The organism is Stenotrophomonas maltophilia (assembly GCF_047782825.1).
Lineage (GTDB): Bacteria > Pseudomonadota > Gammaproteobacteria > Xanthomonadales > Xanthomonadaceae > Stenotrophomonas.
This window is the reverse complement of record NZ_CP180589.1, coordinates 3,107,812-3,119,918: the sequence shown is the minus strand read 5'-3', so window position 1 is coordinate 3,119,918 and position 12,107 is coordinate 3,107,812. Positions and strand designations below refer to the sequence as shown.

Annotated in this window: 12 protein-coding genes; 11 read left to right on the top strand and 1 reads right to left on the bottom strand. The window is 69.4% G+C overall.

Features of this window, described 5'->3' with window-relative positions; genetic code table 11:
• Window positions 1-143 precede the first annotated feature (143 nt).
• Together ACM2ZB_RS14615 and ACM2ZB_RS14610 are read left to right on the top strand one after the other, a co-directional pair.
• Window positions 144-779 (top strand): tetratricopeptide repeat protein, encoded by a 636-nt coding sequence (locus ACM2ZB_RS14615; protein ID WP_416055979.1) that lies wholly within the window; start codon window positions 144-146, stop codon window positions 777-779.
• Window positions 780-864: 85 nt separating this feature from the next.
• On the top strand, window positions 865-1,770 hold the full coding sequence (locus ACM2ZB_RS14610) for an AEC family transporter (RefSeq protein ID WP_416055978.1): 906 nt from the start codon (window positions 865-867) through the stop codon (window positions 1,768-1,770).
• 508 nt (window positions 1,771-2,278) lie between these two features.
• Here the strand turns inward: ACM2ZB_RS14610 and ACM2ZB_RS14605 are convergent.
• Window positions 2,279-3,763, bottom strand: a complete 1,485-nt coding sequence (locus tag ACM2ZB_RS14605; protein WP_416055977.1) for an AAA family ATPase — start codon at window positions 3,761-3,763, stop codon at window positions 2,279-2,281.
• 123 nt (window positions 3,764-3,886) lie between these two features.
• Here ACM2ZB_RS14605 and ACM2ZB_RS14600 point away from each other — a divergent pair, with 123 nt between their 5' ends.
• From ACM2ZB_RS14600 to ACM2ZB_RS14560, 9 genes are all read left to right on the top strand, one after another.
• Window positions 3,887-4,516 carry a ParA family protein gene (locus ACM2ZB_RS14600; RefSeq protein ID WP_108745648.1) on the top strand — a complete coding sequence of 210 codons (630 nt, stop codon included), beginning with the start codon at window positions 3,887-3,889 and terminating at the stop codon, window positions 4,514-4,516.
• 48 nt (window positions 4,517-4,564) lie between these two features.
• Window positions 4,565-5,041 (top strand): SixA phosphatase family protein, encoded by a 477-nt coding sequence (locus tag ACM2ZB_RS14595; RefSeq protein ID WP_416055976.1) that lies wholly within the window; start codon window positions 4,565-4,567, stop codon window positions 5,039-5,041.
• A gap of 4 nt (window positions 5,042-5,045) precedes the next feature.
• On the top strand, window positions 5,046-5,675 hold the full coding sequence (locus ACM2ZB_RS14590) for a YceI family protein (RefSeq protein ID WP_416055975.1): 630 nt from the start codon (window positions 5,046-5,048) through the stop codon (window positions 5,673-5,675).
• On the top strand, window positions 5,672-7,768 hold the full coding sequence (locus ACM2ZB_RS14585) for a phospholipase D family protein (protein WP_416055974.1): 2,097 nt from the start codon (window positions 5,672-5,674) through the stop codon (window positions 7,766-7,768). Before ACM2ZB_RS14590 ends, ACM2ZB_RS14585 begins: the two co-directional genes overlap by 4 nt.
• A gap of 10 nt (window positions 7,769-7,778) precedes the next feature.
• Window positions 7,779-8,213, top strand: coding sequence for a hotdog fold thioesterase (locus tag ACM2ZB_RS14580; RefSeq protein ID WP_313438351.1), 435 nt, complete (start codon window positions 7,779-7,781; stop codon window positions 8,211-8,213).
• 5 nt (window positions 8,214-8,218) lie between these two features.
• On the top strand, window positions 8,219-9,238 hold the full coding sequence (locus ACM2ZB_RS14575) for a 3-oxoacyl-[acyl-carrier-protein] synthase III C-terminal domain-containing protein (protein ID WP_416055973.1): 1,020 nt from the start codon (window positions 8,219-8,221) through the stop codon (window positions 9,236-9,238).
• On the top strand, window positions 9,238-10,245 hold the full coding sequence (locus tag ACM2ZB_RS14570; RefSeq protein WP_416055972.1) for an NAD-dependent epimerase/dehydratase family protein: 1,008 nt from the start codon (window positions 9,238-9,240) through the stop codon (window positions 10,243-10,245). The genes ACM2ZB_RS14575 and ACM2ZB_RS14570 overlap by 1 nt, the downstream gene beginning before the upstream one ends.
• Entirely contained in the window at window positions 10,232-11,065 is an 834-nt protein-coding gene (locus ACM2ZB_RS14565; protein ID WP_416055971.1) for an MBL fold metallo-hydrolase, read from the top strand. The genes ACM2ZB_RS14570 and ACM2ZB_RS14565 overlap by 14 nt, the downstream gene beginning before the upstream one ends.
• A gap of 206 nt (window positions 11,066-11,271) precedes the next feature.
• Window positions 11,272-12,063: a lysophospholipid acyltransferase family protein gene (locus ACM2ZB_RS14560; protein WP_416055970.1), complete on the top strand. Its 792-nt coding sequence runs from the start codon at window positions 11,272-11,274 to the stop codon at window positions 12,061-12,063.
• Window positions 12,064-12,107: the final 44 nt, after the last annotated feature.

The window sequence follows — 12,107 nt, the reverse complement described above, 5'->3', positions numbered from 1 at the left end:
CGGCCGCGTGCGGGCACGCGGCGGGAAAGGCGCGAATTGTAACAGTGGGGCCCCGGAGCCCCGGCACTCGCATCGGCGGCCATGCTGCGGTTAGGATCGGGGGGAGAGAGGGGAGGTTGTTGTTTCAACCTGGGGGATTTTGGATGTCAGTTGCAGGACAGTTCCTGGCCGGCGTGCTGCTGGTCTCGGGGGCGGCCGCTGCGTGGGCCGCGCCGGCGTTGCCGGTACCGCAGGAGTTCTATTTCGACAGTGACGCCACGGCCGCACCGATTGTCGTGGTGCAGGGCGAGGGCGAGGACCTGGTGCAGCAGCTGCTGAAGCAGCGCGAGCGCGGCCGCAAGGCGCTGGAAGCCACGGCCCAGCTGGCCTCGGTTGCCATTGCCCAAGGGCGTGCGGAGCTGGGCGACAAGCTCTACCGCGAAGCCCTGGCCGAAGCACCGGTGCAGAGCAGCATGGGCCGCAGCGTACGCTGGAATTACGGCTGGGACCTGCTGCGGCAAGGCCAGGCGCTGGCGGCGCTGGAGCAGTGGCAGTCCGCTGCCAGCACGCTGCGCAGCAACCCGGTGTGGATACCGCCCACCTATGCACTGGCGCTGTGGCGCGCCGGCCAGCAGCAGGAAGCGGTGAAGTGGTATGCCGCCGCCGTGCGCACCGAACCGGGCCAGTGGAGCGACAGCAGCCGCTATGCGCAGATCCTGCCAGCCTGGCGCGACGACGAACGGGCCAGCCTGGCCGAAGTGCAGCAGGCCTGGGCCGCCGCCCCCCCTACCTGGCCGTGAGGCATGACCGCAGGCGCTTGCCGCCTGCGGTGCTGCAACGCACAATCGAACTGATCGCGGGCGTGTGCCTGCCGGGGAGCCGCCCATGGCCTTCGATGCCTTCGCCCTGATCCTGGCCATGCTGGGGCTGGGCATGCTGTTCGCGCGCCTGCGCGCCCTGCCGGACACCGCCGCCGAGACGCTGAACAAGGTGGTGCTGTACGTCTGCCTGCCCGCGGCAGTGCTGACCTATGTGCCGCGCCTGCAGCTGGACGCCAGCCTGCTCGGCCTGATGGCCACGCCCTGGCTGCTCATGCTGGCGACGTGGGCCCTGGTCAGCCTGGCCACCCGCGTATTTGGCTTTGCGCGCGATGTGCACGCGGTGCTGCTGATCTGCGTGGCCCTGGCCAACTCCAGTTTCATCGGCTACCCGATGGTGCGCGCGCTGCTGGGCGATGCCGCGCTGCCCTATGCCGTGGTCTACGACCAGTTCGGCACCTTCCTGCTGCTGTCCACCTTCGGCCTGCTGGTACTGGCCCGCTACAGCGGTGATCGCCCGCCCACGGCGCTGCAGGTGCTGTGCCGCATCGCCCGGTTCCCACCGCTGTGGGCGCTGCTGTTCGCCCTGATGCTGATGCCGGCGCAGCCGCCGGCGTGGATCGGCACGGCATTGAAGCAGCTGGCCGACGCGATGCTGCCGCTGGTGATGCTGGCGGTGGGCCTGTCGATCCAGCTGCGCCTGCGCCGCGAGGAACTGCGGCCGCTGGCCGTGGGCCTGTTGTTGAAGCTGCTGGTGCTGCCCGCACTGGCGCTGCCGTTATCGTGGGCGCTGGGCATGCAGGGCCTGATGTTGAAGGTGAACGTACTGGAATCGGCGATGCCGACGATGATCACCGCTGCGGCGCTGGCGATATCGCACCGGCTGGCGCCGAGGCTGGCGGCCGCGCTGGTGGGGTATGGGATCGTGCTGTCGCTGGTCACGCTGCCGGCATGGATGTGGGTGCTGGGGTGATGGTTGTCTGCAGGGCTTGCAGCCCTGCACCCGCCTCAGATCAACGTCAACGTCAACTTCAGAAGCTGGCTTTCCGTGGGATGGCGGGGTGGGTCCGGTTGCGGGGGACGCTGCAAGTACGTCCATGTAAGCTCGGTCGCCGCATCCATGCGGCTCACGCCCCCGCAACCGGACCCACCCCGCCTTCGACAGACTTCCGCGATCTGTCGGAAAGGCAAGGGGTCGGATCCCGTTGCGCAGCAACGGGCTCTGACCCGCTTCTGCTCTTGCTCTTGATCTTCTTTTATCTCTTCCGTGGATGACCGCGCACGGAAACTGTCGGGGGTCGGGCGGGTTGGGTTCGCGGGACCGCAGGCGCCATGGATGGCGCCTACGAGCCCCCAGGGATGGGTTTACGGCGTGTCCCGCGAACCCAGCCCGCCCGGCCCAACTCACAATGCCAGTCGACCAGCAGTCGGCTCGACCAACCCACAGCCACGAGGGGCTCCGCCGTTGGCCGAAAACCCCCTCAGTCGTCCGCGGAAACCGTCCGCCCCGACGCCCACTCGCGCAATGCCGCCACCTGCTCGGCCATCAACACCGACAGCGGCCGCGTCGCGCGGATCTCGGTCATCAGCAGCTCGGTATCCAGCGGCCGCCCCTCGGCATGCGCCGAATACAGCCCCGCGACGATCGCCTGCTCGATCTCCGCGCCGGAGAAACCGTTCGCCGCCGCCGCCAGCGCCGGCAGTGCGAAATCATCGGCATTGAGCTGGCGCCGGCCCAGGTGCAGCCGCAGCAGCTCCACCCGGACCTCCGGCGAGGGCAGGTCGACGAAGAAGATTTCGTCGAAGCGCCCCTTGCGAAGCAGTTCAGCCGGCAGTTCATGCACCTGGTTGGCGGTGGCCACGATGAACACCGGCGCCCTGCGCTCGGCCATCCAGGTCAGCAGGTAGCCCAGCACGCGCCGCGATACGCCGCCGTCCTCGCCACCACTGGCCAGGCCCTTTTCGATCTCGTCCATCCACAGCACGCACGGGGCCAGCTGCTCGGCCGAGGCCAGGGCCTGGCGCAGGTTGGCCTCGGTTTCGCCGTGGTACTTGTTGTACAGCGCGCCCACGTCTAGGCGCAGCAGCGGGACGCCGAAGCCCGCGGCAGTGGCCTTGGCCAGCATCGACTTGCCACAGCCCTGCACGCCCAGCAGCAGCATGCCGCGTGGCGGGTCCAGCCCGGCCGGGGCCGAGCCGGCAATGAAGGCCACCCGGCGCTGGTTGATCCAGCGCTTGAGCCGGTTGGCACCGGCCACGTCGCCGAAGCGCGCGCTGTCATGTTCGAAGAACAGGTGCCCGCTGCGGTTGAGCAGCTCGAACTTCAGCCGTGCCAGCTGCGGCAGGTCGTCGTCGCGCAGCGCGCCATCGGCGTAGATCAGCTGCCGGGCAATGCGCCGGGCGTCCACCAGGCTCAGGCCCTGCAGGTTCTTCAGGATCTTCTTGACCGCTTCGCTGTCCACTTCCACGCGGCGGCCGCCGTGCTCGCGGGCATAGGCGTCGGCTTCTTCGCGCAGCATCTTCAGCAGGGCATTGGCATCGGGCAGGCGCGGGTTGAAACGCACCGCCAGCGCTTCCAGTTCGGCCGGCAGTTCGACCTTGGCGCCGATCAGCACCAGCACGTGCGGCAGGCTGTGGCGGCGCTGGATCAGGTCGCGCAGGGCGCGCTGGTGGCTGGCGTAGCCCAGGTAGGGGTGGAAATCGAGCAGCAGGTAGATGCCGCGCTGTTCGGCCTGGCGGATCATCTGCAGGGCGGCGCTGGCATCGGGCGGGCCGACGGGATCGTCCTCGCGTTCCAGGTCGATGCGGCGCAGGCCCTCGGTGATGGACCAGCGGTGCAGCGCACGCCAGACGTGCATGAGCGTCTGCCGGAACAGTTCGACGATGCGACCCTCATCCTGGGTCTCGATCACGATCAGGGGGGTATCGGCGCGGATCAGTGCGCTCAGGTCCTGCAGTTCGCTCATGCCGGTTCGATCCTTCGGGGGCGCCACGATAGCAAAGCCGGGGCGGGTTGATTCAGGCCCTCTCTACCTACCGTCACCATCACCGGTGTACGCTCGGGGCACGTACCCGGAAGCGAGGCTGGCATGAAGACGATCCTGGTGGCCGGTTCCAAGGGCGGGGTGGGCAAGACCACCGTCGCCACCCACCTGGCCGCATACGCGGCATTGCAGGGCAAGGCCACGGTGATCGCCGATGCCGACCCGCAGGGCTCCAGCACCCGCTGGGCACAGCGCCGGGCCGGGCTGGACAGCGCGGTGCTGCCCATCGACGTGTACCGCAAGAAGCAGTGGGCGCAGAAGCTGCCCGACGGTACCGATACCGTCATCATCGATGCACCGGCCGGCGCACTGGCCGACGATATCCCCCATTTCCTCGACGCCGCCGATGCCGTGGTGGTGCCGGTGCTGCCCTCGGCGCTGGACATCGAAGCCATCGTCGGCTTCCTCAACAGCCTGGCGCAGAACCCGCGCGTGCACAGCCGCAAGCTGCCGGTGGGGCTGGTCCTCAACCGCACCAAACCCTGGACCCAGACCTCGCAGCAGGCCCTGCAGATGCTGGGCGAATGGCCCTACCCGGTGGTCGCCCAGCTGCGCGACAGCCAGAGCTACGTGGTCATGACCGGCCTGGGCCGCAGCCTGTTCGACTACCGTTCGGCCCAGGTGCGCGAGCACCAGGCCGACTGGGAACCGCTGCTGGCCTGGTTGAAGCTGTGACGCGTACGTCACCCTTTCTGCTGCACCCTCTCATCATGGAAACCCGCGATGCGTGAACTGATCCTGCTGCGTCATGCCCACGCCGAACCGGCCACTCCCGGCCAGGCCGACCTTGACCGCCCGCTGTCGCCGGTGGGCCTTGCCGAAGCCGAAGCGGCCGGCAAGTGGCTGAAGGAAAACAACCTGTTGCCCGACTGCGTGCTGTGCTCGCCGTCGCGGCGTACCCGCGAAACCCTGGAAGCCGTGCTGGCGACCATCGGCTATGTCGAAAAGCGCCTGGAAGACCGCATCTACGAAGCCACCCCGGGCACCCTGGCCGCGCTGGTGGATGAACGCCGCGACCTGGACCAGGTGATGATCGTCGGCCACAACCCCGGCCTGGAACGGCTGGTGGCGCTGATGACCGAAGGCACCAGCAGCGACTACCGCGGCATGCCGCCGGCCGGCGTGGCCGTGCTCGGGTTCCCGCGCGAGGCGGCCATCGAGCCGGGCGTGGCCAGCCTGAACGCCTTCTGGTGGCCGTGAGCCGATGATCCTGGCACGGCCCGGCCGCTGCCTGCTGCCGGTGCTGCTGGCCTGCGGCCCGGCCTGGGCCGCCCCGCCACCGCCCACGTCGCTGCCGCCGGTAGCGGCGCTGGCGGCGGCTGACTCGCCCCGCACGCTGTCGCTGGATCTGCAGCGTTCGCAGATCGGCTTCGAAGTGCGCACCCGCCTGGGCCAGCGCATCGAAGGGGTGTTCCCGCATTTCGAGGGGCGCATCGAGCTGCTGTCCGATGGCCGCCACCAGGTGCACCTGAAGATGTTCACCGGTACGGTGGAGATTCCCGGCAAGGAGCGCTACACCGGCTGGATGCGCGGGCCGGAATTCTTCGACGCCGGGCGCTACCCGTCGGTCGAGTTCGACTCGCTGCCCTATTGGCCGGATACCGTCAGCAACGGCGGCGATATCCATGGCCGGCTGACCCTGCGCGGGGTCAGCCACCCCGAAAGCCTGCGGGTGGAGAAAGCGGAATGCCACCGACCCGGCTATGATTGCGATGTCGTCAGCCGCGGTACCGTGCAACGAAGCCGGTACGGCATGGACAGCTGGCAGCTTGCCTTGAGTGACCGAGTGACCTTCGTACTGCGAGCGCGCCTGAGCGAGGCGCCGAAACCGTGAACCTTCTGCTGCGTGTACTTGCGCTGGCAACCGTGTTGCTGGGCAGTGGCTGTGCCTCGTTGTCGCACGCCGAGCGTGACCGTGCCCAGGCCATCGCCGTGCAGGCGCGTTCGACCGCAGTGGACTGCCAGCGCGCCGACCGCTGCGCGCAGGATTCGCCGCTGCGGGCCTTGGCTGGCCGCGCATTCAGCGAATCCACCGAGGCGCAGCCGCGCCACTACGCCACCCTGCTGGATGAGGGCGAAGGCGCCCTGGTCGCGCGCCTGAACCTGCTGCGCAGCGCCACCCGCAGCATCGACCTGCAGACCTACATCTTCGACAAGGATGACAGCGCCCGGCTGGTCATCGATGAACTGCTGGCCGCGTCGCGCCGCGGGGTGAAGGTGCGGGTGCTGATCGACCAGCTGTCGGCCATTTCCGATCTGGAGATCCTCGGTGCCCTGTCCGGCGCCCACCAGAACTTCGAACTGCGGGTCTACAACCCCACCTTCGGCAAGGCCCGGCTGAACTACTTCGATTATGCCGGCAGCGTGCTGTGCTGCTTCCGCCGCTTCAACCAGCGCATGCACAACAAGCTGCTGGTCATCGACGATGCGATCGGCGTGGTCGGCGGCCGCAACTACCAGGACGACTATTACGACTGGGACCGCGAGTACAACTTCCGCGACCGCGACGTGCTGATCGCCGGGCCGGAAGCGCGGGCGATGGCCGCCAACTTCGATGCCTTCTGGCGCGCGCAGCGCAGCGTGCCGGCCGAGCGCTTGAACGACGTCGGCCGCACCCTGCTCAGGCAGGGCGTACCGGCGCTGCCGCCGGCGCAGTTCCGCCGCCCCGAACGGGTGCAGCGGGTCAGCGAGGAGGCCAACGACATGGACTTCGTCACCCGCGCGTTCGTCGACACCGCCCTGCCGGTGGCCTCGGTGCGCTACGTGGCCGACCTGCCGCGCAAGCACCGCCGCGAGCGTGCCGATGCACCGCTGGCCGGCCAGCACGTGACTGAGCCGCAGCTGGACGCACTCATTTCCGGCGCGCAGAAGGAAGTGATCCTGCAGACGCCCTACCTGGTGCTGTCCAAGCCGGCGCAGAAGCTGTTCCGCGAACTGCGCAAGCGGCCGCAGCCGCCGCGCGTGGTGGTGTCCAGCAACAGCCTGGCAGCCACCGACAACCCCATCGTGTATGCGCTGTCCTACAAGTACAAGCGGCGCAACATGCGCGAACTGGGCTTCAACATCTTCGAATACAAGCCGTTCCCGCTGGATGCGCCGGTGGACTACCGCAACCTGCTGCCCGACCCGCTGGCCGCCACCGGCAGCACGGACGGCAGCGAGGGCGCGCGCAGTTCGTTGATTGGCGGCAGTGCGGCCGGCAGCAACGCCGGCGGCGGGAAGGACGATGCGCCGGCCACCGTGGCCAGCAGCGAGGGCGCAGGCACCGCTGCGGGTGAAGCGCAGGGCAGCCGCCCGCGCGTGCAGCCGCGCATGGGCAGTGCCTACGAAAACGGCCGGGCACGCCGCCGTGCCGCCGGCAGCGAAGTGGAAACGCGCCTGCTGCGTACCGAAACCCGCCCCTCGTTCCTGGGCAGCAAGGCGGTCAACAAGCCGCTGCCGGTCACCCGCAAGGGTGCGCGCATGGGCCTGCATGCCAAATCGCTGGTGGTCGACCGCCGCATCGGCGTGGTCGGCACCCACAACTTCGATCCGCGCAGCGAGAACTACAACACCGAAGGCGCGGTGATCATCGAGGATCCGGTCTTCGCCGAGCAGCTGGCGCAGAGCATCCTGCGCGACACCCACCCGCAGAACTCCTGGACGGTGGCGCCGCGCGCCAAGCCGCCGGTGCTGTCGGGGCTGAACTACAGCGTGGGCAAGGCTTCCGAAGCGCTGCCCATCCTCGATTTCTGGCCGTGGCGCTATGCCACCGATTACGAATTCCAGCCCGGCGTGGACTGCCCGCAGCCGCTGCCGCGGCAGAGCCCGGATTTCCACCACTGCTACGTGCCTGTCGGTGATTTCCCCGAAGTGAACGTTGGCCCGAAGTGGTTGCTGGTGCGCATGCTGACCGCATTCGGCGCCGGCCTCGTCCCCATCCTCTGAAGGTGCTTGCATGACCCAGGTGTTCCGCGAAGCCGTTTCCATCGACCAGCTCAACACGCTCAGCCGTGGCACGGCCATCGATACCCTGGGCATCGTCTTCAGCGCGGCAGGCGAGGACTGGCTGCAGGCCACCATGCCGGTGGATGAGCGCACTCGCCAGCCGTACGGCATCCTGCATGGCGGTGCCTCGGTGGTGTTGGCCGAGACCCTGGGCAGCAGCGCCGGCAACCTGTGCGTGGATACCGGCAAGCAGATCTGCGTGGGCCTGGAAATCAACGCCAACCATGTGCGCGCCGTGCGCAGCGGCACCGTGACCGGTACCGCGCGCGCGCTGCACGTGGGCCGCAGCACCCAGCTGTGGGAAATCCGCATCGAAGACGAACAGGGCCGGCTGGTGTGCATTTCGCGGCTGACCCTGGCGGTGGTGGCTGCAGGCCACGGCTGAGGCCGATGCCCGGCCTTCCCGCCCCCACCGCGCTGCCGCTGCGGATCATCGCCAGCGGCGCCTACCTGCCGCGGCGGCGCGTGCCGTCGCAGCAGTTCGACCAGCGCTGGAACAAGCCGGCCGGCTGGGTCGAACGGCACAGCGGCGTAGCCAACCGTGGCCATGCCGGCCCCGACGAACGCGCCTCGTGGATGGGCGCGCAGGCCGCGCAGCAGGCCCTGCAGCGCGCCGGCCTGGCCACCGCCGATATCGACTGCATCGTCTCCGCCTGCGGGGTGATGGAACAGGCCATTCCCTGCCAGGCGGTGCTGGTGCAGCGCGCCCTGGGCCTGGGCGACAGCGGTGTGCCGTCCTTCGACGTCAATGCCACCTGCCTGGGCTTCGTGGTGGCGCTGGAAATGGCCGGCAGCCTGCTGGCGCTGGGCCGCTACCGGCGCGTGCTGATCGTCTGCAGCGACATTCCCAGTGCCGGGCTGGACCCGGATGACCCGCTTACCGCACCGCTGTTCGGCGATGGTGCAGTGGCGATGCTGGTCGAGCGTTCGGCCGACGGCGCGGATTCGGCGCTGCTGGCCACCCGCCTGCGCACCTATGGCGATGGCGCCGAGCTGTGCCAGGTGCCGACCTGCGGCACCGGCATGCGTCTGTTCGATGATGTGGATGCCTACCGCGCCGCCCATCATTTCCAGATGCAGGGCAGGGCGCTGTACCGCGAAGCCGCACGGCGCCTGCCCGGTTTCCTGCAGGATCTGCTGGACAGCGCCGGCACCGCCCTGGCTGATTGCGATGTGATCGTGCCGCACCAGGCCAGCGGGCAGGCCCTGGACCATCTGCAGCGCGTACTGGGCCTGCCGCCGCAGCGGCTGGTGCGCATCCTGCGCGAGCAGGGCAACCAACTGGCGGCGTCCTTGCCGATGGCCCTGCACCAGGCGCTGCTTGATGGCCGCCTGCAGCGGGGTGGCCGGGCCCTGCTGATCGGCACCGGCGCCGGCCTGGCGCTGGGCGGCGCGGTGCTGCGCTACTGATGGCCACGGTCCTGGTCACCGGCGCCAGCGGCTTCATCGGCCGGCACGTGGCATTGGCATTGGCGGCGCAGGGCTGGCAGGTACGCGGCAGCGGGCGTGATGCGCTTCGGCTGCAGGCGTTGGCGGCGCATGGCATCCAGACCGTTGCCGCCGATCTGGCAAGCGATGCGCTGGCCCCTCTGCTGCGCGGCTGCGATGCCGTCGTGCACTGCGCGGCCATGTCGCAGCCGTGGGGAACGGCGGCGGACTTCCAGCGCGCCAACGTGCTGGCTACCACCCGCCTGCTGCAGGCCGCACAGGCGGCCGGTGTTCCGCGCGTGGTCCACCTGGGCTCGCCCAGCATCTATTTCCGCTTTGCCGACCAGTACGGGCTGGATGAACGCTTCCAGCCGCCACGGGGCTGGATCACCGAATACGCGCGCAGCAAATGGGAATCGGAAGTGGCCGTGGCCCTTGCTGCGCAGCAGGGGCTGCACACCGTGGTGCTGCGCCCGCGCGCGGTGTTCGGGCCGGGCGACCGCGCGATTCTGCCGCGCCTGCTGGCGGTGGCCGCGCGTGGCCGTTTCCCGCTGATCCACGGCGGCCGCGCGCTGATCGACGTCACCCCCATCGACGACGCCGTGCAGGCGGTGTGCCTGGCCCTGCAGGCCGATGCGCGCTGCAGTGGCCGCGCCTACAACATCAGCGCCGGCACGCCTGTGCCTGTGCAGGCCCTCGTCACCGGCCTGTTCGAGGCCATGGGTCTTCAGGTGCGCCTGCGCAGCGTGCCACGCACGCTCGCGCTGGCTGCCGCCGGCATGGCTGAAACCGTGGCCCGGCTGCGCCCCGGCCGCCCGGAACCGCGCCTGACCCGCTATGGCGTGGGCGTGCTGGGCTATTCGCAGACCCTGGATATCAGCGCCGCCCGCCGCGATCTGGGCTACGACCCGCGCACCGGCGTGCAGGCAGCCCTGCAGGCCTTCGCCACACACTGGAAGCAGCACGAGGGCCGCGATGGCACGCCTTGAGTGGGAACTGCTGGAAGCCGGCCATTGCGTGCATCCGCAGCGCGCGGTGCGCCAGGGCGGTGGTTGGCACCGCTGCGAATTCCCCGCGCTGGTGGCCCTGCTGCACCACCCGCAGCGCGGCTACCTGCTGTTCGACACCGGCTATTCGGAGGCCTTCCTGCAGGCCACCGCGCATTTCCCCGAACGCCTGTACCGCTGGGTCACGCCGGTGCACCTGGGGCCGGGGCAGAGCGTGCGTGCGCAGTTGCAGCGGCGTGGCATCGCCGCCGCCGATATCGGCCTGGTGGTGCTTTCGCACCTGCATGGCGACCACGTGGGCGGGGTGCTGGATTTCCCCGAGGTACCGCTGCTGTGCTCGCGCGCGGCGTGGCAGGACCAGGCCGCGCGTGGCCGCCTGCGTGCGCTCAGCGTGGGCCTGCTGCCGGCGCTGACCCGCGATGCCGCAGGGCGAATGGGCTGGCTGGAAAGCCTGCCGGAGGTCGACCTGCCGCGTCCGTTCGATGCCTTCGGCCGTGGCCGCGACGTGCTGGGTGACCGCAGCCTGCTGGCCGTGCCGCTGCCCGGGCATGCCGTGGGCCAACATGGCCTGCTGTTCGAAGGGGCCGATGGCCGCCCGGTGTTCCTGGTGGCCGATGCCGCCTGGTCCAGCGACGCCATCGCCGATGGGGTGCCGCCGCCGCGGCTGGTCACCGCCCTGCTGGGCCACACCGCCACCTACCGGCAGACCCTGCAGCGCCTGCAGCACACCCAGCGCCAGGTGGACGACCTGCAGCTGGTCCCGGCCCACTGCGGGCGCTGGCGGCCGGCCGCGACCCTGTAGAGTCGAGCCATGCTCGACGGCTGTTGATGTGGCGCCAAGAGCAGTCGAGCGTGGCTCGACTCTACAAAATGCCAGGACAAGCTCGACGCTACGCCCCCCAGCAGCCCCGCCAACAGGACACCGTGTTCCCGCCGATGGCCCCGGTCAATAGGACTTATGGCCAGAATCGGCTGGCAGCGATTGTCACCCTCCGGTATCGTGCGCGGATGACTTCCCCCACTCCGGCCCCCCGTGGCGGCGTGGCGCGTGTGTGCCGTTACCTGTACCGCGTACCGCTGCTGTTGGTCCACATCTCCGTGTTCCTGCCGCTCATCCTGATCGGCATGCTTCCGCCGTGGGGCGAACTTCGCGTGGGCGACGACACCTTCGGCGCCAAGGTCGTGAACTGGTGGCAGGGGGGCCTGATGTGGATCTTCGGCTTCCGCCTGGCGCAGATCGGCGCGCCGCTGCCGGGTGCCGTGCTGTTCGTCGCCAACCACGTCAGCTGGGTGGATATCTCCATCCTGCACAGCCAGCGCATGATGGGCTTCGTCGCCAAGCGCGAAATCGCCAGCTGGCCGGTGGTGGGTTGGCTGGCCGCGCGCGGGCAGACCATCTTCCACCAGCGTGGCAACACCGAATCGCTCGGTGGGGTGATGCAGGTGATGGCCGACCGGCTGCGCAGCGGCAAGGCCGTGGGCGTGTTCCCCGAAGGCCGCACCCGTGGCGGCCACGAAGTGGGTCCGTTCCATGCACGCATCTTCCAGGCCGCAGTCGAAACCGGCGTGCCGGTGCAGCCGGTGGCCCTGGTCTATGGCCTGAAGGGCGACGCACAGACCATCGTGGCCTTCGGCCCGGGCGAGAGTTTCTTCGCCAATTTCCTGCGCCTGCTCGGTGAGCCGGCGCGCCGTGCGGAAGTGCACTTCCTGGCGCCGATCGGTGCACAGGACCTGGAAGGCCGTCGACGCATCGCGGAAACCTCGCGCGCGCGCATCGTGGCGGCCATGAGCGGGCAGTGAGGGTGCGGTGGCACTGATCCCGCCACCCGTCCTGGACGCCGGTA